Raw genomic sequence first — 25,723 nt, forward strand, 5'->3', positions numbered from 1 at the left:
ACCTCACTCAGCCGCGCCAGGCGGGAAGGAGGACGCCGTGGCCGCAGCGTTCAGGCGCCATAGGCTGCTGCCGCTGGGCGGCGCTTCGCTTGCCTCTACGCCCTGCCCTCTATGCCCTGCAGCCGTCTCTTCCGCGTTCGACACGCGCGGCCTTGCACTGCTGCCTGCCGCGCCAGGGCAGCTATGCCGGGACCCGGCCGCAGCGCGCAGAACGCTTGGATGCCGCTGCATCCGCAGGTGCGATCAGCATGCCTCTGCCCATTTCCAGAGGCCAGGTCCGTTAAGGTGGTGTAATTTCCCGGATGGCCTGAGGGCATGATCAGGCGGCTTTCGTTGTGATGCTGAGAATGGGGTCGATCTCCTCCTTGTCGATCTGGGCGAAGGCCTCGACCATCATGTAGCGGCTGGCGGGGTGGACCTGTCACGTATTTGTGCCGCTTCGATTGCTCGTTTAAGCCACCTTACGTTCAAAAGCGACCGGGCTTTTCCAGCCCAATGCTGAGTGCCGTCGACGCGGATTGTAAAAGCCGTTGATGTATTCGAAGATCGCCATCTCATCGTGCCGCCGGGTTACCCATGACCACGGCACTGTTGCACAAATCCTGTCATGGATTCATCTGATGAAACCCGTACGGTAGCTGGTCTGCATGAGCCGACCCGCATCCCCGACATACAGAACCCGGAACTGGCCAGCCTACAATGAAGCGCTCAAGCGCCGGGGTTCGCTGACGATCTGGTTCGACCCCGAGATGAGCTGGGATGCCGCGCCGACAGGCAGGCGTGGCCGCCAGCAGACCTACAGCGATGCCGCCATTCAGACGTGTCTTTCGATGAAGGTGCTCTTCGGCATGGCGCTCAGGCAGACGACTGGTTTCGTCGAGAGCCTGCTGCAGTTGGTTGGTCTCGACTGGACGGTGCCTGACTTCAGCACCCTGTCCCGTCGCCAGAAGACCCTGGCTGTGAACATACCGTATCGCGGGTCCAAGGGGCCGCTGCACCTGCTGATCGACAGCACTGGCATCAAGGTCGAGGGCGAAGGCGAGTGGCACGCCCGCAAGCATGGCGGCCCGAAACGGCGCGTCTGGCGCAAGATCCATCTGGGGATTGATGAGGAAACGCTGGAGGTTCGGGCGGTGGAGATCACAGGGAGCCACATCGGCGATGCGCCGGTGTTACCCGACCTGCTCAAACAGATCCCGGCGCACGAGCAGATCGGCCGCGTCACAGCAGACGGCGCCTACGACACCCGCAAATGCCACGATGCCATCGCTGACCGCGGCGCCGACGCTGTCATTCCGCCCCGCAAGAACGCCAAACCCTGGAAGACAGTCGCCGCCGGCGCGGGCGCACGAAACGAGGCTCTGCGGGCATCGAAATACCTCGGTCGTGCCCTCTGGCGACGATGGAGTGGATACCACCCCCGAAGCCGCGTCGAGACGAAGATGCACTGTGTGAAACTGCTGGGTCAGCGCCTCATGGCACGGGACTTTGACCGACAGGTCGCCGAGCTTCAGGTCCGTATCGCTATTCTGAACCGTTACACCGCGCTTGGCACCCCCGTCACAGAGGCCGTGGGATAGATCTGTCCGGGGAAAGGGGAAATCCGGCCATCAACTCTTTGGTGCAACAGAGTCCTATCCCGGTCAAAACAGGGGCGAGCCACGGGTAGCAAGTCGCAGGAGAAGTCTTTGGCACCGTGGAATAAATGGAGGGGACCCGCTTGCGGGGAGCGGGCCGTTTTATGCCGCGAAAGGCCGGAGAGTTTTCTTGCGCCGCGCGAGGGCAACGCCCTTAGCAACCTTCTTCCTAAGATGAGACGCGGCGGCAGCCGCGCCGGCCCGGAGGCGAACGCGCTTCCACATTGCGCTGTAGAGAGCCGGAGGGCCGCCAGTGACAATGCCCCGGCGCTTTAGCGTCGGGACCGCGATTTCTAATAGGCGACAGCCATGCGTTATGGGATTGAAGCCGAATGGCGGAAACGCGCCATAGGCGTGGTTCCGGCGCAGCCGAAAGCCCGGCCCGAAGGGCAACGCACAAACCTTTCCCATCGTCATTCGTATTGACAGTGTGGATACAAACGCCCATATTCCGGTCATGGCAAAAACACGTCTCGCTCCCTCCGAATCTTCCCGCTCTGCGGCCGCTGCCGTCGCGGCGCGCGCCTCTGCGGCTGACGCCAAGGGCAGCATCAACTTGCGTATCGAAACCGACACCCGCCAGCTCATCGACGATGCGGCGGCAGTCCTCGGCAAGACGCGCACCGAGTTCATGGTGGAAAGCGCACGGCGGCAAGCGGTGGATGTGCTGCTTGACCAGCGTTTGTTCACGCTAGACTCCGAACGCTACGACGCCTTCATGCAGGCGCTCGACAACCCGCCTGCGCCGGGACCGAAGCTCAAGGCGTTGCTGCGCCGGACCCCGGCATGGCAGAAATAGTCGATACGCCGGACCACCCCGAATTGCCGCTGTCTGCCCCTGTTCCCCTAACTGCCGAGCATGATCTTTCGGCGTTCGACTGCGGCGAGCCTGCACTTAATGACTGGCTGCGGCACCGGGCTTTGAAGAACGAAAGCCGGTTCTCGCGCACCTATGTCGTGTGCGCTGGCAATCGTGTCGTCGGCTATTTCTGTATCTCGGCCGGATCGGTTGAACGCAACGCGGCTCCCGGCAAGGTGCGGCGTAACGCGCCCGACCTGATTCCGGTTTCGATTATCGGGCGGCTCGCCGTTAGCCTCGACCATGCGGGCAAGGGCCTCGGTGCGGACCTTTTGTCGGACGCGCTGCGGCGGATTGCAGTCGCGTCGCAAAGCATCGGCATAGGGGCCGTGCTTGTCCAAGCGAAGGATGAAGCGGCCAAACGCTTCTATCTGCGCTGCGCGGAGTTCATAGAGTATCCCGAGGACAGCCGGACGCTATTCCTGCCCATCGAAACCGTTGTCGCGGGTTTTGATTAGGTTGATGCGGCCGACCTTGAGGATAGCCAACGAAGCGCCGTGACGGTATAATCCTGTTTCATCCAGCACATTCACCGAGTCGATGCCAAACTGCCGGCAGTTGCCGTCTCCAGCGATAGATGGCGAAATGTCGAGCTTCCTCGCCAGCCCGAAAAGCTCAACAATTTCAAGATCGAACTTTTCTGACGGTAGGCTTGACGGTATCTCGACATGCAAAAAAATATTTTCGCATTATTTTTCAATGCACTAGATTATCTCAAAATAATCGAGTGGGAATAATTCGGGCCTATCCGAACGCCGCCGATTACCGCACATAACTAACTGAAATCATTATATAATTTTATCACCATCTATCGCGGTCTATCGTCCTGCGAGCCTCGCAAATGACGGTATGGCGAAACTTGTCACATTCGGAAGTTACATATACCGTCAGGGGTAAGAGGGCTTCTGACGGTATATTTTTTGATCTTATTCCATGGAGAATAAAGGGAAATTTACCGATCAGGGAGGCTGATTTTGGCCTGACGGTATAATTGGCTGCTCTCTGACGCTTTTGGACGGTCTTGGATTGTCAATCGGCATTCAAACGGGCCCCCTGATCGGCGTCCAAAAGTGACCCCTTTGGCGCGCGGGTGAGCAGGCCCGTGGCGGCGTAGCTTTCCAGCTGGCGCAGCCGACGCGGGCCTGCGTTTTGGAGGGTGTTCAGGCTCGGGTTTTGATGCGCCAGCTGTCGTTGCCGGTCTCGACGATGTCGCAGTGGTGGGTGAGCCGGTCGAGCAGCGCGGTGGTCATCTTTGCGTCTCCGAAGACGGTCGGCCACTCCCCGAATGCGAGGTTGGTGGTGACGATGACGGAAGTCTGCTCATAGAGCTTGCTGATCAGATGGAACAGCAGCTGGCCGCCGGACTGCGCGAATGGCAGGTATCCGAGTTCATCGAGGATGACGAAGTCGAGCCGCATCAGATGTTCTGCAAGCCGGCCTGCCCGTCCGGCACGGGCCTCGGCCTCCAGCCTGTTCACCAGATCGACGACATTGAAGAACCTGCCCCGGGCACCATTGCGGATGACCGCGCGCGCTATGGCCACAGAGATATGGGTCTTGCCGGTCCCGGTGCCGCCAACCAGCACGACATTGCGCTGTTGGCTGAGGAACTCCCCGCTGGCCAGATCTCGCACCAGGGTCTCGTTGATTGGGGTGTCATCGAAGGTGAACTCCTCGATCTCCCGGGCATAGGGCAGCTTGGCGGTGGTGATCTGGTATTTGACCGACCGCGCTTTCTTCTCGTTGATCTCGGCGGCCAGAAGATCTCCAACGATCTGGCGGGGTTCGTGCTGGCGGCGCACAGCCACCGCCATGAGTTCGTCATAAGCGGCGCGCATCCCGTAGAGCTTCAACTCGCCCATTGCAGCCATGATGTCAGCACGATCCATCAGCAGGCCCTCCGCAGCAGATCATAACGGGCGCAGTCCGCCACAGGCTCATGGGTCAACTGCAAGGCCGGAGAGGTCAGCAGAAGCGGTGGTGGTTCCGGATCTCGCCTGCGGGATAGAATATTGAGGATTACATCGGCAGAATGGACGCCTTGCGAGAGAGCTTCGGCACATGCCTTTTGAACCACAGGCATCCCTTCCGTCAGCACAGCGCCGAGGACCTTCACCATCTGGCGGTCGCCATCTGAGGAGCCCTGCAGCTTGCGGCGGATCTGTTCAAGAGCTCCGGGAAGAACCCAGTCCTTGAACGGTGCGCCGTTACGCAGCGCCCCGGGTTTGCGAAGCAGAACAGGCACATAATGCCAGGGATTGTAAACCGTTCGGTCCCGGCCGAAGTGACGCGGGTGGTCTCCGACCAGTCGGCCCTCCTGCCGGATCTCGATCCGCTCAGCATAGGCCCTGATCTCGACCTGCCGCCCGACAGCCGTTGCCGCGACGGAGTATTTGTTGTTGTCGAAGCGCACGAGACAGGTCTTTGACACCGCCGCAGGCAGTGAATGGAATCCGTCGAAGCGCCCGGCATAGGGGACAAGGTGCGGGCGCTCTTCCTGGAAGACCTGCCAGACGGTTTTGTCCGTCAGCTCCGGATGCTTGCTGGTTCTGGCCGAGGCGATGCACTTGTCCAGCAGCCAGGCATTCAGTTCCTCGTAGCTCTTGACCCTGACGCGGGGCGCGAAAAACCGCTGACGGACAGTGCCGACCTGGCTCTCCACCTGGCCTTTCTCCCAACCCGCAGCAGGGGTGCAGGCAACGGGTTCGACCAGATAATGGCTGGCCATCTGCAGGAACCGACGATTGTAGAGGCGTTCCTTGCCGGTGAAGATGGTCTCCACCGCCGTCTTCATGTTGTCGTAGATCCCGCGGGTGCAGGTGCCCTTGAAGAAGGCGAAAGCCCTGTCGTGGGCATCGAACACCATCTCCTGCGTCTCGCGCGGATAGGCCCGCACAAAGAACATCCGGCTGTGGCACAGGCGAACATGGGCCACTTTGATGGTGGTGGTCGCCCCATCGATCACCACAACCTCGTGGCTCCAGTCGAACTGATAGGCTTCACCGGGCGCAAAGCTCAGGGGCACGAAGGCGGCAGAAGCGCCTGAACTCTGAGTGCGTGCCCAGTTCGAGGCGTAGCGGCGCACCGCGTCATACCCACCTTCATAACCGAGACCGCTCAGTTCTTCGTAGATCTGTATCAGAGACTGACGTTCCCGGCTGGACCGCGCGGCGTTGACCTCCAGCAGCCGGTTGAGTTCCCCCAGCCAGGCACCCAGCTTCGGGCGCGGCTGCACCGTCCGGGTATAGGTGAACTCGGTAATCCCGGTGCGGATCACCTTCCGCACCACCTTCTTCGACAGCTTCAGGTCACGGCAGATCGTCTTGATCCCCTTGCCCTCGGTGAAATGTAGCCGCCTGATTTTTGCGATTGTCTCCACGATCAGCATCCCGTGCTCGGCCTCCGATAATCATCGAAGGCACAATGGACCCAACCCCCGGTCGGTGGGGTCCATTTTGGACGCCGATCACCCCAGAAGCGGGGTCCTTATTGCAAGCCGTTCAACACTTGGATGGTCAAAATGCTGACTGACGCGGGCATCAAAGCTATGAAACCAAAGGACAAATTGTATAAGGTCGCTGACCGTGACGGTATGTATGTCGCGGTCAATCCCTCGGGGGCGGTCGTGTTCCGGTATGACTACCGCCTCAATGGGCGGCGGGAGACGTTGACGCTGGGTCGATACGGTGCAGCCGGCCTATCTCTGGCGGTAAGCGTTTGGGCTGACCGCTACCCGTTCCAGCGCCAGGGCAGCAGGTCGTCGACCTTGGTGATCTTGTAGTCCGGGATGCGGGCTAGGGTGTCGGCGAGCCAGGCGTGGGGATTGACGGCGTTGAGTTTGGCGGTTTCGATCAGGGTGTAGGTGATGGCGGCGGCCTTGCCGCCTGCTTCGGAGCCGACGAAGAGGTAGTTCTTCCGGCCGAGGGCGATGGCACGCATGCCGCGTTCGGCGGTGTTGTTGTCCAGTTCCAGGATGCCGTGGTCGAGGTAGGGGCGCAGGCGCTCCATGCGGGTCAGGGCATAGCGGATGGCGACTGCCAGTGGGGATTTTCCAGAGATGGTCGTGAGTTGCATGGCCAGCCAGGCTTCGAGGCCGTCGAAGACCGGGGCGGCATGCGTGCGACGTAGATCGGCGCGACGATCAGGTGGCGATCCTCGGGCCTCCTTCTCGACGGCGTAGAGTTGGGCGATCCGGCCGATGGCCTCTTCTGCGATCGGGGAGCCTTGCGACCGATGGATGTCGACGAACTTGCGCCGGACATGGGCCATGCAGGCGACCTCGCGGATCGCGCCGGAGCGGTAGAGATCTTCGAACCCGGCATAGCCATCGGCGTGCATCCAGCCGCGGAAGCGTGCGAGATGGTCCTTCGGGTGCTGGCCCTTGCGGTCGCCGGAGAACCGATACCAGGCGGCGGGCGGGGCGGTGCCACCCCATGGTCGTTCGTCGCGGGCATAGGTCCAGAGCCGGGCGGTCTGTGTCTTGCCGGTGCCGGGAGCGAGCATGCTGACGGACGTGTCATCGGTGAAGATCGCCTCGGCCGACAGGACATGGCGGCCGATGGCATCGGCCAGCGGTTCCAGCAGGGCGGTGCTCTTGCCAACCCAGTCGGCCAGGGTCGAGCGGTCGAGGTCGAGCCCCTCACGGTCGAAGATCTGGCTCTGGCGATAGAGGGGCAGATGGTCGGCATATTTGCTGACCAGCACATGAGTGGACCTGTCACGTATTTGTGCCGCTCCGATTGCTCGTTTAAGCCACCTTACGTTCAAAAGCGACCGGGCCTTTCCAGCCCAATGCTGAGTGCCGTCGACGCGGATTGTAAAAGCCGTTGATGTATTCGAAGATCGCCATCTCATCGTGCCGCCGGGTTACCCATGACCACCGCCAGATCAACTCGGCCTTGATGGTTTTGAAGAACGTCTCGACGGCCGCATTATCATAACAATTACCTTTGCCGCTCATCGAGACTTTGAAGCCATGCTGGCGCAGGATCTTCTGATAGTCATGCGAACAGTATTGGCTGCCCCTGTCGCTGTGGAAGATGCAGCCTTTGGGTGGCGACCTGAAGGCAATCGCCATCTTCAAGGCCCGGATCGCCAGATCGCGCTTCATGCGGTTGCTGACGGCCCAGCCGATCACGCGGCGGGAATGCAGGTCCAGGATGCCCCCATCGTCGACCCGGGTTCGGGAATGCCGCCACTCAGGCCGGATAAGCCCGCTTCGAGAACAGGCGGTGATAGACGAGCGCAACCGCCACCAGCAGGACCGTTCCGGCCAACACCGGCAGGATCAGGAAGGACCAGCCGGCGCCCGTCATGATGACGATCAGCGGGTTGCCTCCGGCCGGGGGGTGCAGGGTGCCGGTGAATTGCATCACCGCGATGGCGACCCCGACACCGACCGCCATGGCCAGAACGCCGTCGCCCAGAACGCTCAGCACCAGCAGTCCGACCAGCGCCGACAGGACATGGCCGCAGATCACGTTGCGCGGCCGCGCCAGCGGGCTTTGCGGCAGGGCGAACAGCAACACGCAGCTTGCGCCGAACGAGGCGATCAGCAGCAGATGCTCCAGCGACGCGCTCAGTGCGGCCAGCAGCCCGACGGCCAATGCCCCGCCCAGGCCCGAGACCAGCGCAAGCGGGCCGTTGCGGCGCAGGTAGGAGGCGGCGGTTTCAGCCAGGGAAAGGCTCGGGCCGTTTTCGGTTTCCAGGGACATGGCGTGCTCCGAATGGGGGAAGGCCCGCGCGAGAGCATCCGCGCGGGCCGGCTTTTCGGGTCAGACCTTCTCGAACTTCGCCGCCTCTTCCGAGCCGCCGGTCGCATTGCCCTTGGAATAGGAATGCGCGCCGACGCCGGCCAGGCTGCCGCCCTGCACGATCAGGTATTCGTCGCGGATCGGTCGGCCCTCGAAATAGCATTCCAGGATCTCGCGCGTGCCGGCCGCATAGCGCGCCTGCGCCGAGAGCGAGGTGCCCGAGATATGCGGCGTCATCGCGTTATGCGGCATGGTGCGCCAGGGATGGTCCTGCGGCGCCGGCTGCGGGAACCAGACATCGCCGCCATAGCCGGCCAGCTGGCCGCTTTCCAGCGCGCGGGCCACCGCGTCGCGGTCGCACAGCTTGCCGCGCGCCGTGTTGACCAGATAGGCGCCGCGCTTGAACAGCTTCAGCGTCTCGTCGTTGACCATATGCTCGGTCTCGGGGTGCAGCGGGCAGTTCAGCGTGACGATGTCGCAGGCCGGATACATGTCCTTGGGGCTGTCGTGCCAGGTCAGGTCCAGCTCTAGCTCGAGTTCGCGCGGCAGGCGATGGCGGTCGGTATAGTGCAGGTGCATGCCGAAGGGCTTGAAGCGGCGCAGCACGGCAAGGCCGATGCGGCCGGCGGCGACGGTGCCGACATGCATCCCCTCGATGTCATAGGAGCGGGTGACGCAATCGGCGATGTTCCAGCCGCCCTTCACCGCCCAGTCATGCGAGGGGGTATAGTTCCGCACCAGGTTCAGCGCCGTCATCACCACATGCTCGGACACGCTGATCGAGTTGCAGAAGGTCACCTCGGCCACGGTGATGCCGCGGTCGATGGCGGCTTGCAGGTCGACATGGTCCGAGCCGATGCCGGCGGTCAGCGCCAGTTTCAGCTTGGGCGCCTTGGCGATGCGCTCGGCGGTCAGGTAGGCCGGCCAGAACGGCTGCGAGATGACGACCTCGGCATCGTGCAGGTGCTTTTCCAACTCGCTGTCGGGGCCGTCCTTGGACGAGGTCACCACCAGTTCGTGGCCCTGCGCTTCCAGGTAGTTGCGCAGGCCCAGCTCGCCCGAGACCGAACCGAGCAGGCTGCCCGGCACGAAGTCGATGGCCTTGGGCGTGGGCAGGGTCTGCCCGTCGGGATAGCGCTCGATCACCGGCAGAGAATCGCGAGCGTAAGAGGTCGGATAGCCGTCGACCGGATCGTCGTAGAGAACGCAAACTACCTTGGCCATAAGTCTTCCTTTCGGTTCATGCGGCAGCCAGAAGCCCCCTCCGCCCGCCGTCGTCGGGCATGCGGAACCGCAGGCCTGTCCCGATGGCGTCATCGGGCAGGCGGACCGGCGATGCCGGGCGATGTCGGGGCTTTCCTCCCTGGATGCCTCGGGTTGTGCGAGGTGTCTCGTGGACAGGGCAACCCTGCCTGCCCGGGCCCGCATCCGCAAATCGGAGTTTTTCAACGATCCATAGACGGTTTCGATGGCACCTCGCCCCGGCGGCGCGCCGAGGCCCGAAACCCTAGCCGGACCCCATGGCCCCGAAAGCGCGCGTCCGGGCGGCCCGCAGGGCGCAATCCTGCAAGGCGCGCACCATGGGCGATTGCGGCATCCGGTCCGCCAGCACCAGGCCGATCTCCTGCGCGTGGGCGGGGTCGGTCAGCGGCATCAGGCTGAGCTCCGGCACCCCGGCGAAGACCATGCCGAAGGTATGGGGCACGATGGCGCACCAGGGGCCGCGGCGCAGATGCGACAGCACCCCCAGAAAGGAATTGGTGGCGATCTTGGGCGCCAGCCGCACGCCCGCCCGGTCGGCGATGGCGTCGAGGATGCGACGGTTCTGCATGTCGCCCGACAGCAGGCACAGCGGCCGCGTCACCGCCTCGGCCCAGCTTATCGCCGCGCGGCCGGCAAAGGCGTCGCCGCAGCGGCAGGCAAAGACATAGGTTTCCGAATAGAGCGGAAAGCAGCGCACATGCTGCAGCGGCTCGTTGTCGAGATAGGTCATGCCGCCGTCGATCTCGAAATTGTCGAGCCCCCTCTGGATCGCGCGCGAGGTCATCGAGCGCACCTCGATCTCGGCCCCGGGGTGGCGGGCGACGAAGGCCTCGGTCAGCAGCGAGGCGGCGGGCATGGCGGCCGGGATGACGCCCAGCCGCAGCCGCCCGGTCAGCCCGCCGCGGTCCCGGCCCTGCAGGTCGTCGTGCAGGCTGTCGTAATCGGAAAGGATCTGCCGGCCCCAATGCAGCACCCTTTCGCCTTCGGGGGTCAGCGCCAGGAAGCGGTGGCCGCGGACGATCAGGCCCAGGTTCAGCTCGTCCTCGAGCTTGCGGATGGCGTGGGACAGCGTCGGCTGGGTGACGTTGCAGCGCGCGGCGGCGCGGCCGAAATGCTGCTCCTCGGCCAGGGTCACGAAGAATTTGAGATGACGTATCAGCATGTCCGCAATCCGATGCTATCGGGGCTTCGTTATAGCGAAGCTAGCATATCGGCAAGCTGCGGATGTATCGCGAAGGAAAGTCGAAAGCCGGCGGGAATGCAAGCGCCGGAAAGTCCGGGCCGTACCTTGGTGGACGGGACCTGGGTCACGCGCGGCATCACGGCCTAGTCCCGACGGCAAGAAACATGCCCGCTCGTCATATCGTTCGGGATCGATATGCCCGGCAGGCCGGTCCCGAAGCCGGACCCGTCATCCGCCGGGCTGATCCGTTGGCAAGGGCCGCCTTGGCCTGGGGGCCAAGGCGACGCGCTGTCGGCAGTCCGACGGGTCAGGCGGGCCGCTCGCCCTCTTTCGGGCGCCAGGTGATCAGCTTGTTCTCGACCACGTCCAGGATGCTGTCGATGATCAGCACGAAGACCGCCAGCACGGTGATGCCGGCAAAGACGCCTGCCGCGTCGAAATTGCCCTCGGCCTGCGAGATCAGATAGCCCAGCCCGGCCGACGAGCCGAGATATTCGCCGATGATGGCGCCGACCACGGCGAAACCGACCGAGGTGCGCAGCGAGGACAGGATCCAGCTTGCCGCCGCCGGGAAATAGACGTGGCGCAGCAGCGCCGAGCGGTTCGCGCCCAGCACCCGGGCGTTGGAAAGCACCACCGGGTTCACCTCGCGCACGCCCTGCATGGCGTTGAAGAAGGTGACGAAGAACACCAGCGTCACCGCCAGCGCGACCTTGGACCACAGCCCCAGCCCCAGCCAAAGCACGAAGATCGGCGCCAGCACCACCCGCGGAATCGCATTCAGCGTCTTGATGAACGGGTCCAGGATGCGGGCCGTGCGGCGGCTGAGTCCCAGCCAGACGCCGGCACCGACGCCAAGCCCGGTGCCGATCACATAGCCCAGCACGGTTTCCGTCAGCGTGATGTAGACATGCTTGTAGAAACCGCTGTCCGTCACCCAGGCGACGATCTGATGCAGGATGTCCAGCGGCGCCGGAAAGAAGAAGGGGTCGATCAGGCCGGCGTTCACGCCCAGCTGCCAGCCGCCGAAGATGACGACCACGAGCGCCAGCTGGATCAGGCGGTCATTTATTGCGTGCATAGCTCTTCTCCACTTCGCCACGGAGCGACGCCCAGATGTCGCGGTAAAGTTGCATGAAGCGGTCGTCCAGCTTGATTTCCGCCACGTTGCGCGGCCGCTCCAGATCGACATGGAAACTGTCGATCACGCGGCTGCGCGGTCCGGCCGCCAACACCACCACGCGGTCGCCCAGCGCGATGGCTTCCTCGAGGTCGTGGGTGATCATCACCACTGCCCGCCGATCCTCCTGCCAGATGCTCAGAAGCTCGTTCTGCATCAGGTGGCGGGTGTGGATGTCCAAGGCCGAGAAGGGTTCGTCCATCAGGATCACCTTGGGCCGGGTGATCAGGGCCTGCGCCATCTGCACGCGCTTGCGCTGGCCGCCGGAAAGCTGCTGCGGATAGCGGTCCTCGAAGCCCTTCAGCCCGACCTTCGCCAGCCAGCCCAGGGCCTTTTCTCGACGCTCTGCGGCCGACACGCCGCGGAACATCAGCCCCAGCTCCACGTTCTCGATGGCGGTCTTCCAGGGCAGCAGGGCGTCCTGCTGGAACAGATAGCCGATGTCGCCGCCGGTGCCCGAGACGGTCCTGCCGTCGATGGCGACCGAGCCGCGGGCCGGTTTCAACAGGCCGGCGATGGCGTTCAGGATGGTGCTCTTGCCGCAGCCGGTGGGACCGACGACGGCCAGGAATTCGCCATCGCCCACCGTCAGGTTCACGTTTTCGACCGCAACGAAATCGCCGAACGCCATGGTGACGTCCCGGATCTCGACCATGGAATCCGCGGGGGCGGACGCGGGCGCCCCCGCAGAGCCGATGACGGGCGCCGCCGTCATTGCGCGGCCTCCGCGCTTTTCTCGACGAAACGGTCGGTATAGGTGGCGCTCAGGTCGATGTCGGCCTTGGCGACCTTGTCGTTGAACGTGCTCAGCACCGCCAGCGGGGTCTTGATCGCCTCGGGATCAATGATGCCGTCGGCCGAGAAGATCGGCATCGCGTTCGAGACGGCCTTGATATAGGTCTCGCGGTCGCCGGTGACGAAATCCTTGGGCAGGACGTCGACGATTTCCTCGGGCGAATGCTCATGCATCCATTTCAGCGCCTCGACCGTCGCGTCGGCGACCTTCTGCACCGTCTCGGGGTTCTTGTCGATGAAGCCCTGGGTTGCATAGAGCACCGAGGTCGGGTAGACGCCGCCATAGATCGAGGCCGCGCCCGCGTCCGAGCGGCCGTCGATCAGGATCTTGCCGATGCCGCGCTCGGTGATGATGGTCGCGGCGGGGTCGTAGTTCACCAGCAGGTCGATCTTGCCCTCTTGCAGCGCGGCGACGGCGGTGCCGCCAGAGCCCACGCCGATCAGCGACACGTCGTCGTCGCTCAGCCCGTGACGTTCGAGGTAATAGCGCACGAAGAAATCCGAGGACGAGCCCGGCGCAGTGATGCCGATCTTGGCGCCCTTGATGGTCTCGGGCTTGGCCGGGTCGAAGGTGCTGTCGGGACGCCCGGCCAGAACCAGCCCGGAATTCCGCGCCAGCTGGACGAAGGCCACCACATCCTTGTTCTGGGCCTGCATCTGGATGGTGTGGTCGTAGAAGCCGACGGCGATGTCGGTCGAACCCGCAACCAGCGCCTGCAGGGTCTTGGAGCCGCCCGAGGCGAAATTGTCGACCTGGACCTCCAGCCCGTGCTTTTCGTAAAGGCCCAGCCCCTGCGCCACCGGGAACGGCAGGTTGTTGAGATTGAACGAGCCGACCGCGATGCGGACGTCCTCGGCCATCGCGGGAAAGGCGATGGCGGTCGACGCGGCCAGGGCCAGGATGATGTTGCGCATGGTTTGTTCCTCCGTTTTCAGGTTTCAGGCCGCGTGACGGCCGGTGTTCGGCTTTGCGAAGACATGGCCTTCGAACAATCGGCGAGCGGTGCGGATGATCCCGGCGACGACCTGGCCGTCGCGGCGTTCCAGCTGGACCTCCAGCCGGCCGCTCGGGTGCTCGATGGCGATGGTGGCCGGCAGTTCGGGCACACCGAAAGCGCGCGCCAGCACCGTGTCGGGCGTAATGGCGGCGGTGGCAATCCCCACCGCCCCCGTGGTCGCCAGCGAGGGGTGGCATTCATGGGGCATGAAATAGCGCACCGAGAAGCGGCCGCCCTGGGTGGGGGGGCTGAACAGGACCGGCTTCGGGATAACCAGGTCCGAGACATCGCCCATGCCCATGGCCTGTCCCGCCTTGCAGCGCAGCGCCTCGAGCCGGGACAGCAGGTCGCGGTCGGCATTCAGTTGCGCCGCGGTTTCATATCCGGTCAGGCCCAGCTCGGCCGCGGCCAGGATGATCATGGGCATGGCGCAGTCGATCGCCGTCAGAGCGATGCCGTCGATCACATCCGTCGCCCGGCCCGTGGGCAGCAGCCTGCCGGTCCGGGCCCCGGCCGCATCCAGGAAGGACAGCGCGATGGGCGCCGCCTGCCCCGGAACGCCGTCGATGCGCGCCTCGCCCAGGTAGCAGACCTTGCCGCCCGGCGTCGCCAGGGTCGCCTCGATCATCTTGTGGGTGTTGACGTTGTGGATCCGCACCCGCGTCCGCTCTCCGCGCGGCTCGACGAGGCCGGCCTCGATGGCGAAAGGCGCGACCGCCGCCAGCATGTTACCGCAGTTGGGCGAGGTGTCGACGATGTTCTGGTCCACGCGCACCTGCGCGAACAGGTAATCGACATCCGCGCCCGGAACCGAGCCGGGGCCGACGATGGCAACCTTGCTGGTCACCGGGTTGCCGCCGCCGATGCCGTCGATCTGCAGCGGATGGCCGGACCCCATCACCGACAGCAGCACCGCGTCGCGGGCGGCGGGATTCGCGGGCAGATCCGAGGCCAGGAAGAAGGGTCCTTTCGAGGTTCCGCCGCGCATCATCACGCAGGGGATTGGAATCAGGTCGTTCATCTTCCACAATCCTTGCATCAAGTGGCGCCACTAATGCAATTTCCGCACCAATACGGGAAATGCAAAGATCACATGGGACGATGCGTTTTGAACATTAATTGCGATATCCTCGACCTTCGCGCCTTTCTGCTGGTGGTGGAAACCGGCGGTTTCCATCGCGCGGCGGAAAAGCTGAACATTTCCCAGCCTGCGCTGACCCGGCGCATCCAGAAGCTGGAGCAGATCGTCGGCGCCCCCCTGCTGGAACGCACGACGCGCCACGTTGCCCCGACCGCGACCGGGGCCGAACTGCTGCCGCTGGTCCGGCGGCTGCTGGAGGAGTTCGATTCGACGCTGTTCTCGATTCGGGATGCGGGACAGGCGGGCGGGCATTTCACCATGGCCTGCGTGCCGACGGCGGCCTTCTATTTCCTGCCCGGCGTGATCCAGAAATACAGCGAACGCTATCCCAACATCCGCGTCAGCATCCTGGACCTGACGGCCACGGACGGCTTGCAGGCGGTCGCCCGGGGCGAGGCCGAATTCGGCATCAATTTCCTGGGAGGCACCGAGAACGGGCTGATTTTCGACAAGCTCGCCGACGACCCCTTCGTGCTGGCCGCGCGCCGCGATCATCCGCTGGCCAAGCTGGACCAGGTGCGCTGGAGCGATCTGGAGCCGCACCGCCTGATCACCGTCCACCGGGGCAGCGGGAACCGCACCTTGCTGGACGCGGGCCTGGCGCAGGAAAACATCAAGCTGCGGTGGTTCTACGAGGTGACGCATCTGTCCACCTCGCTGGGGCTGGTCGAGGCGGGCCTGGGCGTTTCAGTCCTGCCGCGGCTGGCGACGCCGTCCGAGGATCACCCCATCCTGGTGACGCGGCCGCTGGAGAACCCCCGCATCAACCGCACCATCGGCGTGGTGCGCCGCCAGGGCGCCCATCTGTCGCCGCCCGCGGACCGCTTCCTGTCTCTGCTGCTGGATATGTGGTCGTGAGCCATGGAGCTTGCCGTACCCCCGGGAGCTATCCGCCGCGGCGCTCAAAGCCTCGGGCGGGGAACCCGCGGGCCCTGCGCTCGCCGGCACGTTCATGGTGCGGCGCCACTTGCTGCTTCCCGGCGATCGCAAGCCCAAGGCAACGCTCCTTTGCGCTGACACGTTCATGGTCCGGCACTGCTCGGCATAACCCGGTGATCCAACGCCCGAGGTATCGCTTGCCATGACCCGCACCGGGGGCGATGCCATTGGCTTCAAACAGGTGTTCTTGTCGCGCAATCCGCTGGCCGGTGATGTGGCCCCGGCGATCTTGCCTGACGATTGATCCGGGTCAAAAAGGAAAAGGGCGCTGCATGTCTGCACCACCCCGCCCTTGCGGGGATTGCCCGCGCAACCGCCCGGATACTTTTCCGCCCTTCCGGACCGCCTCTCAACCAGATGAAGTCAAAGAGAAAATCGGCCCAAGGGCACAAGATCGTTACTTGATCTTGCCTTCCTTGTATTCGACATGCTTGCGGGCAACCGGGTCGTATTTGTTGACCGTCATCTTTTCGGTCATGGTGCGGGCGTTCTTCTTGGTGACATAGAAGTGCCCGGTCCCGGCGCTCGAGTTCAGACGGATCTTGATCGTCGTCGGCTTCGCCATCTGTTTCGCTCCTGCTGCGGGGCAAAACGCCTGGCGCGACCCCGTGAAATCTCTTGGAAGCCGCCTTTTACCTGCCACGAGGTCGAAGTCAACCCGGAATCACCGGGAAAAACCGGACCATGGAGAGGCATCGGGAAAGAACGCGCGGATGGCCTGTAAGCCGGATTCTGTTCCGGGGTCGCCCCCTTCGATGACCATTCCTCTGGCCCCGCCGTTGCCGACGGGATCGAGCTGCCAACCCGGACCTGCTGGGGCGAAGATGGCCCTGTCTTGCGACGCGCGGTCCCTATTCGGCATTGCTCCCGGTGGGGCTTGCCGTGCCGGTCCTGTCGCCAGTCCCGCGGTGGGCTCTTACCCCACCGTTTCACCCTTGCCTGCGGCGAACCGCCGGCGGTCTCATCTCTGTGGCGCTTTCCCTGGGGTTGCCCCCGCCGGGCGTTACCCGGCACCGTATCTTCATGGAGTCCGGACTTTCCTCGACGTCGCCGCCGCGGTCATCCGGCCATCCGCGCGAGGCCCAGATAGGCCCGGCCGGCACCGAGGTCAAGCGCCGCAGGGGTATTGGGAAAACGGAAAGATCAACCCTTGCGCCACCCTGCGGCGATCAGGGGCGGGCGGCGCTCGATCCCGACGGGCAGCGCATCGACGCGGGCGGATCGTCCATACCAACCCGCCGCGCGCCGCTGTCGCTGGTCGACGAGCATGGGGGAGCCTGGGGATGCCTTGACATTCCGCATGTGATCCTGCGCCATGGCGGTCATGCTGCCTGCCGCCTGGCGCGCCGCTTGGGGCTGCGGGCAAGAGCCGGATCGTGCACGCAACCCCGGTGTCAAGCGAAGGCGGCCGCCGTGGTGCTGGTTGGCCGGGGCCATGCCGGCAAGGCCCCTGGAACTGTGTGGCGACAGCGCCTGGACGCTGGCGGATATGTCGCCAAAGTCTCGAGCCAGAGGGCGGCGACATTCCCTGTGTGAACCTGACAGCCGTTGATCATGCGGCCGCTTTGATCAGGGGCAGTCCAATCGCGGGGCTGAAAGCGGCGATCTCTGGATCGGGGCGCAAGGCAGGGAGTGCTGTTCGGCCGGCGGCTGTCGATGCAGACGCCAAACCACGCCCCGGCGGATACGGTTCGGGCTGCGCCCTAGCAGGCTGCTGAAAAAATCCCCGCGACACACCGGACAATAAGTGGAAGATTCGCCTCGAATCGCTCGGAAATGCCCTGTTTCCCAGCCGATCCCGGACGGACCCGGAAACATATTCTGTCCCCACGCCCTCTCGGGACTCTTTTCCAGCAGCCTGCTAGAATGGCACGTCGTCGGTGGACGCACCCGAGGCCGGCTGCACATAGCCTGCCTTGATGGTCTTGAAGCCGGTCGGGAATTCGACGGTCAGCGTGTCCTCGGCGATGCCCATCACCGTGCCGTTGCCGAATTTCCGGTGAAAGACCCGGTCGCCGACGGCAAAGCGCGCGGCCGGCTCGGCGTCGATGATCACCGGGGTTCTGTGCACCGGCTGCGCCCGGGCCGCGCTGCGTTCCTGCATCCGCTTCCAGCCCGGAGAATTGTAGACATCGACCTTGGCGGCACGGTCGTGCATCGAGGAGGTCGCGAAAGCCGCCGCCGCCCCGTAACCGCCGCCATAGAGGCCGGGCGGCGTCAGCACCTCGACGTGACCCTCGGGCAGTTCGTCGATGAAGCGCGAGGGCAAGGACGACTGCCATTGCCCATACATGCGGCGGTTGCCGGCGAAGGTGATTGTCGCCAGTTCCTCGGCACGGGTGATGCCGACATAGGCGAGGCGCCGCTCTTCCTCGAGCCCCTTCATCCCGGATTCGTCCATGCTGCGCTGGCTGGGGAACAGGCCGTCCTCCCACCCCGGCAGGAAGACGATGGGATATTCCAGGCCCTTGGCGGCATGCAGCGTCATGATCGAGACCTGCTCGGCCTGCTCGCCCGAGTCGTTGTCCATGACCAGCGCGACATGTTCGAGGAAACCTTGCAGGTTCTCGAATTCCTCCAGCGCCTTGATCAACTCCTTGAGGTTGTCCAGCCGGCCCGGCGCGTCGGGGTTCTTGTCGTTCTGCCACATGGCGGTATAGCCGGATTCGTCCAGGATACGCTCGGCCAGTTCGACATGGTTCACGCGGCTGTCCAGCACGTCGGCGTGCCAGCGGCCCATGCTTTCGGTGAACTGGCGCAGCGCCGCGCCGCCCTTTCCGCCGATGCCCTGGGTGGCGACCACCGAGGCCGCGCCCTCCAAGAGCGAAAGGCCGCGATCGCGGGCCTCGCGCTGGATGGTCCGCACCGCCTTGTCGCCCAGGCCGCGTTTCGGCACGTTCACGATGCGCTCGAAGGCCAGGTCGTCGCTGGGGCTGACGGCAAGGCGGAAATAGGCCATGGCGTCGCGGATTTCCTGGCGTTCATAGAAGCGCGGGCCGCCGATCACCCGGTAAGGCAGGCCGATGGTCATGAAGCGGTCCTCGAAGGCGCGCATCTGATGGCTGGCGCGGACGAGGATGGCGATGTCGTTCAGGCTGCGGCGGCCGATGGAATGGCGGTGGCCGCCCTGGAAGGCCTCGATCTCTTCGCCGATCCAGCGCGCCTCGGCCTCGCTGTCCCAATGGCCGATCAGGCGCACCGGCTCGCCCCCCGTGGCATCGGTCCACAGCGTCTTGCCCAGGCGCCCCTTGTTCGCCGCGATCAGGCCGGAGGCGGCGGCCAGGATATGCGGGGTCGAGCGATAGTTCTGCTCCAGCCGGATCACCTGGGCGCCGGGGAAGTCGGTCTCGAACCGCAGGATGTTGCCGACCTCGGCGCCGCGCCAGCCATAGATCGACTGGTCGTCGTCGCCGACGCAGCAGATGTTGCGATGCGCTTTCGCCAGCAGCCGCAGCCACATGTATTGCGCGACGTTGGTGTCCTGATATTCGTCCACCAGGATATAGCGGAAACGGTCCTGCCATTGCTGCAGCACGTCGGGATGCGCCTGGAAGATGGTGACGCAATGCATCAGCAGATCGCCGAAATCGACGGCGTTCAGTTCCAGCAGCCGGCGCTGATAATCGGCATAGAGCTTGCCGCCCCAGCCGTCGAAGGCGCGTTCCTCGCCCCGGGGCAGGTTCGCGGGCGTCAGGCAGCGGTTCTTCCAGCCGTCGATCAGCCCGGCCAGCTGCCGGGCGGGCCAGCGCTTCTCGTCGATGTTCTCGGCCGCGATCAGCTGCTTCATCAGCCGGATCTGGTCGTCGGTGTCGAGGATGGTGAAGCTGGGTTTCAGATGCAGCGTGGCGTCGCCGACCAGTTCGGCATGGCGGCGCAGGATCTTGACGCTGACGCTGTGGAAGGTGCCGAGCCAGGGCATGCCCTCGACCATTTCGCCCAGCAGGCGGCCGATGCGGTCCTTCATCTCGCGCGCGGCCTTGTTGGTGAAGGTCACGGCCAGGATCTGGCCCGGCCGCACCTTGCCCAGGGTCAGCAGATGCGCGATGCGGGTGGTCAGGGCCCGGGTCTTGCCGGTCCCTGCCCCGGCCAGCAGCAGCACGGGGCCGTCCAGAGCCTCGACCGCCGCGCGCTGCGCGTCGTTCAGCCCGTCCAGATAGGGCGCCGGTCGCGCCGCCATGGCGCGCTGCGACAGCGGCACCGGGGCGGCGGCAGCCTCGAAGGCGTCGGAATCGTCGAAATCGCTCATGCCGGCAGCATAGTCCGACTGGGTGCACGGGGAAAGCCTATCGTTCTCATTTCGTTCACAAGTTGCCCAGCAGCGAGAAAAGGCTCGTGTGGGCAACAAAAGCCAGCGCAAGCAAAGCCACGCCCATCAAGGAAAAACGGATGCGGGTGCGGCGGTTGCGCGGGTGATGCCAGTCCAGAAAGCCCTGCCCGTCGAACAGCGGATTGGCGTGCAGCATCGCGAAGGCCAAAGGGCCAGACGCCCGCCTTTCGGCCGAGCGTCTTGTGCGCCATTCAGGATAGCGATGGCTCAGACACAGCCAGACTGCCGCCAGCCGGGCCGCCAGAAGACACACCAGACCGCTGAGCAACCAGAGCATTCATGCCCTGAGGCCGGCGAACAGGGCCGGGTCCAGGCTGGCATGGGCGAAGGTCGCGCCCTCGGTCAGCACGGAAACCGCGTCATGCGAATGCAGCGATTCCTGGTGGCTGGCGACGACGCGGAAATCGCCGATGCGCGGCTCGGCCAGTAATTCGGCGGCAAAGGCCCGCACCGCGTCCTCGACGAAGATCGGATTCGCGGCGTTCAGCTCCGCAAAGGCCTGCTCGTCCTCGCGCTTGACCATGACCTGGGTCTCGGTCGCGACGGCGCGGCGGCAGAGTTCGACCATGTCCTCGAACCACAGCGTGTCGCCATGCATCACCGCGGAAATGCGCGCCACCGAGCGCTGCGAATGCGGCGTCGCCAGCTGGCCGCGGATCTGGCGCGCGTGTTCGGAAAGCTCCAGCGAGCAGGGACACGTCGAGGAATAGACATAGTCGAAATGCATGATCCGCAGCCGGTCGCCGCCGCGTTCGACCAATTCCAGCGCCACGTCGTAATACTGCCAGCCCGCCAGGCCGGAACGCAGGGAATCGACCCGCATCGGATAGGAAAGCCGCATCTGGATGCGGGCGTCCAGGCTGTCGAGATCGGATTTGTAATCGTCCAGCGCCGCCTGCAGCACCCGCATCGAGAACTGCTTCTCGGCATGGGCATAGAAGCTGCGCATGATGCGGCTCATGTTGATGCCCTTGCGGTCGGCCTCCAGGCTGACGGTGCCGGTGACGCTGGTTTCAAGCGTGATCTCGCCGGTCGGATGGCTGGAATCGGCCCGGGTCTGATAGCGCATCGGCAGCCGGAAGTTCGAGATGCCGACATGCTGGATCGCCGTGCGGGCACCCACGATCAGGCTGGCCGGGCCGTTCTGCAGGTCCGGCAGGCTGGCCTTGTAGCTGTCGTCCACGCGGAAGTCCGCGGGATATTCGCGTTTCAGCGCCGGATAGGCGCGGTCTGTGGCGACGGGGCGGGCCTCGGTCATGGTCGTCCTCCGGCTGGGCGGTCGGCTTGCTATGTGGGGATTGCGAACCGTAAACAAAAGAGGCGCGCGGGCCTGCGCGCCCCCTCGAAGCGGATTATGCCAGCGCCTGACGCAGGTCGTCCAGCAAATCGTCGGCATCCTCCAACCCGATCGACAGCCGCAGCAGGCCCGGCGTGATGCCCAGTTCGGCCCGAACCTCGGGCGATAGCCGCTGGTGGGTGGTCGTCGCGGGATGGGTGACGATGGATTTCGCATCGCCCAGGTTGTTGGAGATCTGGAAGATCTTCATGCGGTTCATGGCGGCGAAGGCGGCGTCCTTGCTGCCCACGTCCACCGCGATCATGGTGCCGCCGGAGCCGATCTGGCGCTGCACCAGGTCGTATTGCGGGTGGTCCGGCAGGCCGGGATAGATCACCTTTTCCACCCCCGGATGGTCCTGCAGCCCCCGGGCCACCGTCATCGCGGTGTCGGACTGGGCACGCACGCGCAGCTCCAGCGTGGTCAGCCCGTTCAGCATGATCCAGGCGTTGAAGGGGCTGATCGCGGCGCCGGTATGCTTCAGATAGGGCTCGGCCGTTTCGCGCACGAACTGACGGGTGCCGCAGATCACCCCGCCCAGGCAGCGCCCGGCGCCGTCGATATGCTTGGTCGAGGAATAGACCACGACATCGGCGCCCTGTTCGACCGCGCGGGAATAGACCGGGGTGACGAAGACGTTGTCGACGACGACCAGCGCGCCGACGGCATGGGCTAGGTCGGCGACGGCGGCGACGTCGATCACCTCCAGCGTCGGGTTCGACACCGACTCGAAGAACACCGCCCGCGTGTCGGGTCGGATCGCCGCGCGCCATTGCTCAAGGTCGGTGCCGTCGACATAGCTCACCTCGACGCCGAAACGCGCCAGAACGTCCAGCACATAAAGGCACGAGCCGAACAGCGCCTTGGACGAGACGATATGGTCGCCCGGCTTGGCAAAGCACATCAACGCGCCGTTGACCGCGGCCATGCCCGAGGCGGTGGCGAAGGCGTCCTCGGTGCCCTCCAGATCGGCGATCCGGTCCTCGAACATGCGCGAGGTCGGGTTGCCGTAGCGGGCATAGATGAATTCGTCGGGGCCGGTCTTGATGAACCGCGCCTCGGCCTGTTCGGCGCTGTCGTAGGAAAAGCCCTGGGTCAGGAACAGAGCCTCGGCCATCTCGCCGTATTGGCTGCGGCGGATGCCGTGATGGACGGCGCGGGTGCGCGGGTGCAGAGGCTTCTGGGACATGGCACGGACTCCTTGTGGTCCGGTCCCGATACGCCCCCGGCGCCGGCCGTTCAAGGCGTCACGGATCCTTGGGCTGGGCGTAACGCTCGAAAAGCCGGGCGTTCAGGACGAAAAACGCCACCATCACCGCCGGCAGGCCGAAGGTCTTGAAATTGACCCAGGCGGTTTCCGACATCAGCCGCCAGACCAGCTCGTTGGCGACGGCGAGCCCCAGGAACAGCAGCGCCATGCGCAGGGTCAGGATGCGCCAGCCCTCGGCGCGCATCGGCAGGGCCTCGGACATCACCAGTTCCAGCCAGTTGCGGCGCAAGGCTAGGCTGAGCCCCAGGAGGCCGGCGAAGATCAGATAGATGATCGTCGGTTTCATCTTGAAGAACTTCGGGTCGTTCAGCCAGACCGACAGCCCGCCGAAGACCACCACCAGCACCAGCGTCGCGATCTGCATCGGCGCCAGCCGGCCCGTCAGCCGCCACAGCGCCAGGGTCGAGGCCGCCAGCACCGGAATGAAGATCAGCGTCGCCAGGATGAAGCCGGAATATTCCCGACCGCCCAGGGTGACCGCATGGTCGCGAAAGCGCGAGAAGACCAGGAAGAACAGGACCAGCGGCCCGAATTCCAGCGCGGCCTTGAGCCAGGGGTTGATCTTGCGGGCTGCGGTCAAGGCGGGTTCCTTTCGTCGGCGTGATGCCGGTTCTTGCACCGGCGCGGCGGATCAGTCCAGCCGGATCGCGGCCAGGATCGGGCCGCTGGCGGCGCGGGGGTCGCCGCTGCCCAGTTCCTGGGCCAGGATGGCGTGGCGGGTGTCGGCGGGAAAGGCGTCGCCGCTGCGCCGGTCGGGCTTGACCGTCAGCCGCAGCGGCGCGCGGCCGTCCCATTCGGCGACGCGCTCGGCCGCCAGCACGACATTGCGATAGTTCAGCACCACGCCGCGGTTTTCGCCGGCCTTGATCGCCACCCTGCGGTCGGGCGCATAGCGCACCAGGATGATCGCCACCCGGTCGCGGATCGCCCCCCGCGGCGTCAGGTCGATGCGATAGCCCTCTTGCTGCTGCTGGGACGAGACCATGACCATGGGCGGTCGCGCCATCTGCGCCTGCACCAGCCCCATCAGCTCGGCCGGGCGCAGCGCGATCAGCGTATCGGTGCCGCCGACGATCATCTGCGGCGTGTACATCGCGCGCTCTCCGGTCTCGTGGGCATAGGCCTGCTGGCGGCGGGTGAATTCGGGCCGGGCGAAATCGTCGGCCCAGCCCAGATAGTCCCAGTAATCGACATGCCAGGACAGCGCCAGCACGTCCTCGCGGTCGGCGAGATCGCCCAGCATCTCGTCCGCCGGCGGGCAGGACGAGCAGCCCTGCGAGGTGAAGAGCTCGACCACGACCGGCGGATGGCCGATGGGCCCCAGCATTCGCCGCGCCTGCACCTCGGCGAAGGATGCGATGGCGGGCGCGGCCATGTCGGCGGGATGCATGGCGGGCGGCAGCAGATCGGCAGGCAGGCCCGGCTCGCCCTCGGGGGCCGGGATCAGGCCGATGACGCCGTCGTCTTCGGGATCGGCATCGGAATCGACAGGGCCAAAACCGTTGCTGGCCGGCGCGGCGTCGCGGGCGGGGTCCGGCGCCGAAAGACCGGTGTCGGCGGGCGGGTCGGCCAGGGTCGAGACCCCGACCTCGCCCGGGCCCGGCCCGCCCTCGGTCCCCATGTCCTGGGCCTGGAGCGGCAGCGCCAGCCCCATCGTCAAGGCCAGGGCCGCGCAGATCATGCCCAGGCGCCGGATGCCGCGGCCCGGCCGTCCCGGATATGTCGTCTCGTCCCGCGTCCTCGGCATTTTCCCCTGCATTCCCGGCTTTCCGATGCGGTGTCAGCTAACCCCCCTGCCCGGGCAAGGACAAATCAATGCTTCGTTAACCCTTGCCGGCTGTGTCCTGCGCGCCACAGGTTTTGACTGCCAATTCAAGGGTTTGCTTCACCCCGCCGCGCTGCGGATCGGGCCCCGGCGAAAGGGCGACGATTTGGACAAAATGCCCGGGTTTCAAGGCTTTCGCCGACAAAGCCCGGCGCCGGACGGCCCTGCCCCTGCCGCGCCCCATTGTCCCGCGGGGCGAAATCGCGCACATCGCGCGGATGACCGCGGAACCGCAAGGCATGAGCATCACCCTGACCGCGCCCTGGCTCGTCGCCGATCTGGGGCGCACGCGGCGCGTGCTGTCCTTCGCCCCGCATCGGCCGGGCTTCCAGTCCGCCCGGCATGTGCTGATGCGGCAGGTCCGCGATGCCGACCTGACGCCGGGGCTGGATGCCCTGGCCTGGCTGGGCGCGGAAATGGCCGGCCGTGGCCATGGCGGCGATCCGGGGATGATGACCTCGCGCGCGCTGCGCCATCACCAGCTGGTCCGGACCGGGCCGGCGACCTGCCTGGCCACGGTGGGCCTCGGCAATGCCGAGCGGGTGGGCCGCCGCCGCGCCGTCCCGGCGGCAGGCTATGGCACCATCAACCTGATCCTGCTGCTGGAGGCCGGTCTGACCGAGCCGGCGATGATCGAGGCGCTGACCATCGCCGTCCAGGCCCGCACCCTGGCGGTGCTGGAGGCCGGGATCGAACTGCCCGGCGGGCTGGCCACCGGCACCGGCACCGATTGCATCGCCCTGGCCTGCGACCCGGGCCCGACCGCCTTCGCCGGCCTGCACACCGAGCTGGGCGAGGCCATCGGCCGCGCCGTGCATGGCGCCGTGCTGGCCGGAGCGCGCGACTGGGTCGCCGCCCATGGCAACCGCCCGCCGGCAGCGCCTTGACCGAAGGTCCCGGTCGCAACCGGCAGTTGCGACAATTTCGCCACAGGCAACCGGAATCTGCGAAAATATTTCGCTGCAGTCATATCGGCTAAAACCGGCCGCAACCCCGCCTGGCGGGCAAAACATGGATAAGTCTGCTTATTTCTGTTAACCATTATGAATATACAGGATTTTCCGAACTATCGGTTCAGTTTTGGCGCTTGCCAAATATCGCGATCATTTTAGACGAAACATGTCGGCGCCACGTGGCCCGATGTTGCGGATCGCAGCTTGTGACGAGTCTCCGCCGGCGGGTCTTTGCCGGAACGCCGCTTTGACGGACGGACGCGC

The 25,723-nt window shown here is 65.1% G+C and carries 22 protein-coding genes, 1 other RNA gene and 3 pseudogenes; 6 read left to right on the top strand and 20 right to left on the bottom strand.

Annotated elements, in window-relative coordinates:
• Positions 1–451 precede the first annotated feature (451 nt).
• Positions 452–577, bottom strand: a pseudogene (locus JCM7685_RS20045) (IS3 family transposase); the annotation flags it as partial.
• 70 nt (positions 578–647) lie between these two features.
• Here JCM7685_RS20045 and JCM7685_RS09885 point away from each other — a divergent pair.
• The 3 genes from JCM7685_RS09885 to JCM7685_RS09895 all read left to right on the top strand — a co-directional run bounded on the left by JCM7685_RS09885 (position 648) and on the right by JCM7685_RS09895 (position 2,954).
• Positions 648–1,580 (top strand): IS5 family transposase, encoded by a 933-nt coding sequence (locus JCM7685_RS09885; RefSeq protein WP_100526019.1) that lies wholly within the window; start codon positions 648–650, stop codon positions 1,578–1,580.
• Between the two features lie 613 nt (positions 1,581–2,193).
• Entirely contained in the window at positions 2,194–2,436 is a 243-nt protein-coding gene (locus JCM7685_RS09890) for a type II toxin-antitoxin system TacA family antitoxin (protein WP_197701048.1), read from the top strand.
• Positions 2,424–2,954 (top strand): GNAT family N-acetyltransferase, encoded by a 531-nt coding sequence (locus JCM7685_RS09895; RefSeq protein WP_074971306.1) that lies wholly within the window; start codon positions 2,424–2,426, stop codon positions 2,952–2,954. The genes JCM7685_RS09890 and JCM7685_RS09895 overlap by 13 nt, the downstream gene beginning before the upstream one ends.
• A gap of 702 nt (positions 2,955–3,656) precedes the next feature.
• On the opposite strand, the gene istB is transcribed toward JCM7685_RS09895, so the two are convergent.
• A complete protein-coding gene (gene istB / locus JCM7685_RS09900) occupies positions 3,657–4,385 on the bottom strand; it encodes an IS21-like element helper ATPase IstB (RefSeq protein ID WP_028030902.1) in 729 nt (242 codons plus the stop codon).
• Positions 4,385–5,884: an IS21 family transposase gene (gene istA / locus JCM7685_RS09905; RefSeq protein ID WP_090271472.1), complete on the bottom strand. Its 1,500-nt coding sequence runs from the start codon at positions 5,882–5,884 to the stop codon at positions 4,385–4,387. The genes istB and istA overlap by 1 nt, the downstream gene beginning before the upstream one ends.
• A 132-nt stretch (positions 5,885–6,016) precedes the next feature.
• Between istA and JCM7685_RS09910 the strand changes: the two genes are divergently transcribed.
• Positions 6,017–6,277 (top strand): Arm DNA-binding domain-containing protein, encoded by a 261-nt coding sequence (locus JCM7685_RS09910; protein WP_100526118.1) that lies wholly within the window; start codon positions 6,017–6,019, stop codon positions 6,275–6,277.
• Here the strand turns inward: JCM7685_RS09910 and tnpC are convergent.
• The 9 genes and pseudogenes from tnpC to JCM7685_RS09955 all read right to left on the bottom strand — a co-directional run.
• A pseudogene (tnpC, locus tag JCM7685_RS09915) lies at positions 6,226–7,203 on the bottom strand (IS66 family transposase); the annotation flags it as partial. The gene JCM7685_RS09910 and the pseudogene tnpC overlap by 52 nt on opposite strands.
• Before the next feature lie 40 nt (positions 7,204–7,243).
• Positions 7,244–7,657, bottom strand: a pseudogene (locus JCM7685_RS09920) (IS3 family transposase); the annotation flags it as partial.
• Positions 7,658–7,694: 37 nt separating this feature from the next.
• Positions 7,695–8,210, bottom strand: coding sequence for an HPP family protein (locus JCM7685_RS09925; protein ID WP_231964611.1), 516 nt, complete (start codon positions 8,208–8,210; stop codon positions 7,695–7,697).
• 60 nt (positions 8,211–8,270) lie between these two features.
• Positions 8,271–9,473: an NAD-dependent formate dehydrogenase gene (locus JCM7685_RS09930; protein WP_074967815.1), complete on the bottom strand. Its 1,203-nt coding sequence runs from the start codon at positions 9,471–9,473 to the stop codon at positions 8,271–8,273.
• A gap of 283 nt (positions 9,474–9,756) precedes the next feature.
• Positions 9,757–10,674 (bottom strand): LysR family transcriptional regulator, encoded by a 918-nt coding sequence (locus tag JCM7685_RS09935; protein WP_074967813.1) that lies wholly within the window; start codon positions 10,672–10,674, stop codon positions 9,757–9,759.
• A gap of 328 nt (positions 10,675–11,002) precedes the next feature.
• The gene (locus JCM7685_RS09940) at positions 11,003–11,776 is read right to left on the bottom strand and encodes an ABC transporter permease (RefSeq protein ID WP_074967811.1); all 774 of its coding nucleotides are present in this window, start codon (positions 11,774–11,776) and stop codon (positions 11,003–11,005) included.
• Positions 11,760–12,590, bottom strand: a complete 831-nt coding sequence (locus JCM7685_RS09945; RefSeq protein WP_074967809.1) for an ABC transporter ATP-binding protein — start codon at positions 12,588–12,590, stop codon at positions 11,760–11,762. The genes JCM7685_RS09940 and JCM7685_RS09945 overlap by 17 nt, the downstream gene beginning before the upstream one ends.
• The gene (locus JCM7685_RS09950) at positions 12,587–13,585 is read right to left on the bottom strand and encodes an ABC transporter substrate-binding protein (RefSeq protein WP_074967806.1); all 999 of its coding nucleotides are present in this window, start codon (positions 13,583–13,585) and stop codon (positions 12,587–12,589) included. Before JCM7685_RS09950 ends, JCM7685_RS09945 begins: the two co-directional genes overlap by 4 nt.
• A gap of 24 nt (positions 13,586–13,609) precedes the next feature.
• On the bottom strand, positions 13,610–14,689 hold the full coding sequence (locus JCM7685_RS09955) for a 4-oxalomesaconate tautomerase (RefSeq protein WP_074967805.1): 1,080 nt from the start codon (positions 14,687–14,689) through the stop codon (positions 13,610–13,612).
• A gap of 87 nt (positions 14,690–14,776) precedes the next feature.
• On the opposite strand from JCM7685_RS09955, the gene JCM7685_RS09960 reads away from it, so the two are divergent.
• Positions 14,777–15,667 (top strand): LysR family transcriptional regulator, encoded by an 891-nt coding sequence (locus JCM7685_RS09960; RefSeq protein WP_074967803.1) that lies wholly within the window; start codon positions 14,777–14,779, stop codon positions 15,665–15,667.
• A 478-nt stretch (positions 15,668–16,145) separates the two neighbouring features.
• Here JCM7685_RS09960 and rpmG read toward each other — a convergent pair whose 3' ends face one another.
• From rpmG to JCM7685_RS09995, 8 genes are all read right to left on the bottom strand, one after another.
• The gene (rpmG, locus tag JCM7685_RS09965) at positions 16,146–16,313 is read right to left on the bottom strand and encodes a 50S ribosomal protein L33 (RefSeq protein WP_017999830.1); all 168 of its coding nucleotides are present in this window, start codon (positions 16,311–16,313) and stop codon (positions 16,146–16,148) included.
• 140 nt (positions 16,314–16,453) lie between these two features.
• Positions 16,454–16,823, bottom strand: an RNA gene (rnpB, locus tag JCM7685_RS09970) — RNase P RNA component class A.
• 786 nt (positions 16,824–17,609) lie between these two features.
• Positions 17,610–19,994 carry an ATP-dependent helicase gene (locus JCM7685_RS09975; RefSeq protein WP_074967801.1) on the bottom strand — a complete coding sequence of 795 codons (2,385 nt, stop codon included), beginning with the start codon at positions 19,992–19,994 and terminating at the stop codon, positions 17,610–17,612.
• Positions 19,995–20,049: 55 nt separating this feature from the next.
• Positions 20,050–20,352 (bottom strand): hypothetical protein, encoded by a 303-nt coding sequence (locus tag JCM7685_RS19580; protein ID WP_139218086.1) that lies wholly within the window; start codon positions 20,350–20,352, stop codon positions 20,050–20,052.
• Complete coding sequence (gene folE2, locus JCM7685_RS09980) at positions 20,353–21,471, bottom strand: GTP cyclohydrolase FolE2 (RefSeq protein ID WP_408634307.1); 1,119 nt, start codon at positions 21,469–21,471, stop codon at positions 20,353–20,355.
• A complete protein-coding gene (metZ, locus tag JCM7685_RS09985) occupies positions 21,428–22,600 on the bottom strand; it encodes an O-succinylhomoserine sulfhydrylase (protein ID WP_074967798.1) in 1,173 nt (390 codons plus the stop codon). Before metZ ends, folE2 begins: the two co-directional genes overlap by 44 nt.
• Positions 22,601–22,658: 58 nt before the next feature.
• On the bottom strand, positions 22,659–23,261 hold the full coding sequence (locus tag JCM7685_RS09990) for an inner membrane-spanning protein YciB (RefSeq protein WP_074967796.1): 603 nt from the start codon (positions 23,259–23,261) through the stop codon (positions 22,659–22,661).
• 51 nt (positions 23,262–23,312) lie between these two features.
• Positions 23,313–24,428: a DUF1223 domain-containing protein gene (locus JCM7685_RS09995; protein ID WP_231964612.1), complete on the bottom strand. Its 1,116-nt coding sequence runs from the start codon at positions 24,426–24,428 to the stop codon at positions 23,313–23,315.
• Positions 24,429–24,745: 317 nt separating this feature from the next.
• On the opposite strand from JCM7685_RS09995, the gene JCM7685_RS10000 reads away from it, so the two are divergent.
• Positions 24,746–25,393: an adenosylcobinamide amidohydrolase gene (locus tag JCM7685_RS10000; RefSeq protein ID WP_074967794.1), complete on the top strand. Its 648-nt coding sequence runs from the start codon at positions 24,746–24,748 to the stop codon at positions 25,391–25,393.
• Positions 25,394–25,723: the final 330 nt, after the last annotated feature.

The organism is Paracoccus aminovorans (assembly GCF_900005615.1).
In the GTDB taxonomy this organism is placed as follows: Bacteria; Pseudomonadota; Alphaproteobacteria; order Rhodobacterales; family Rhodobacteraceae; genus Paracoccus; species Paracoccus aminovorans.

Excerpts from the sequence above, each read along its gene's own strand:
- JCM7685_RS09940 (WP_074967811.1), bottom strand. The coding sequence starts at position 11,776 with ATGCACGCAATAAATGACCGCCTGATCCAGCTGGCGCTCGTGGTCGTC.
- JCM7685_RS09895 (WP_074971306.1), top strand. The coding sequence starts at position 2,424 with ATGGCAGAAATAGTCGATACGCCGGACCACCCCGAATTGCCGCTGTCT.
- istA (WP_090271472.1), bottom strand. The coding sequence starts at position 5,884 with ATGCTGATCGTGGAGACAATCGCAAAAATCAGGCGGCTACATTTCACC.
- JCM7685_RS09885 (WP_100526019.1), top strand. The coding sequence starts at position 648 with ATGAGCCGACCCGCATCCCCGACATACAGAACCCGGAACTGGCCAGCC.
- JCM7685_RS09925 (WP_231964611.1), bottom strand. The coding sequence starts at position 8,210 with ATGTCCCTGGAAACCGAAAACGGCCCGAGCCTTTCCCTGGCTGAAACC.
- JCM7685_RS19580 (WP_139218086.1), bottom strand. The coding sequence starts at position 20,352 with ATGCTCTGGTTGCTCAGCGGTCTGGTGTGTCTTCTGGCGGCCCGGCTG.
- JCM7685_RS09930 (WP_074967815.1), bottom strand. The coding sequence starts at position 9,473 with ATGGCCAAGGTAGTTTGCGTTCTCTACGACGATCCGGTCGACGGCTAT.
- folE2 (WP_408634307.1), bottom strand. The coding sequence starts at position 21,471 with ATGCCGACGATTTGCTGGACGACCTGCGTCAGGCGCTGGCATAATCCG.
- JCM7685_RS09935 (WP_074967813.1), bottom strand. The coding sequence starts at position 10,674 with ATGCTGATACGTCATCTCAAATTCTTCGTGACCCTGGCCGAGGAGCAG.
- istB (WP_028030902.1), bottom strand. The coding sequence starts at position 4,385 with ATGGATCGTGCTGACATCATGGCTGCAATGGGCGAGTTGAAGCTCTAC.
- JCM7685_RS09910 (WP_100526118.1), top strand. The coding sequence starts at position 6,017 with ATGCTGACTGACGCGGGCATCAAAGCTATGAAACCAAAGGACAAATTG.
- JCM7685_RS09955 (WP_074967805.1), bottom strand. The coding sequence starts at position 14,689 with ATGAACGACCTGATTCCAATCCCCTGCGTGATGATGCGCGGCGGAACC.
- JCM7685_RS09950 (WP_074967806.1), bottom strand. The coding sequence starts at position 13,585 with ATGCGCAACATCATCCTGGCCCTGGCCGCGTCGACCGCCATCGCCTTT.
- metZ (WP_074967798.1), bottom strand. The coding sequence starts at position 22,600 with ATGTCCCAGAAGCCTCTGCACCCGCGCACCCGCGCCGTCCATCACGGC.
- JCM7685_RS10000 (WP_074967794.1), top strand. The coding sequence starts at position 24,746 with ATGAGCATCACCCTGACCGCGCCCTGGCTCGTCGCCGATCTGGGGCGC.
- JCM7685_RS09995 (WP_231964612.1), bottom strand. The coding sequence starts at position 24,428 with ATGCCGAGGACGCGGGACGAGACGACATATCCGGGACGGCCGGGCCGC.
- JCM7685_RS09975 (WP_074967801.1), bottom strand. The coding sequence starts at position 19,994 with ATGAGCGATTTCGACGATTCCGACGCCTTCGAGGCTGCCGCCGCCCCG.
- rpmG (WP_017999830.1), bottom strand. The coding sequence starts at position 16,313 with ATGGCGAAGCCGACGACGATCAAGATCCGTCTGAACTCGAGCGCCGGG.
- JCM7685_RS09945 (WP_074967809.1), bottom strand. The coding sequence starts at position 12,590 with ATGACGGCGGCGCCCGTCATCGGCTCTGCGGGGGCGCCCGCGTCCGCC.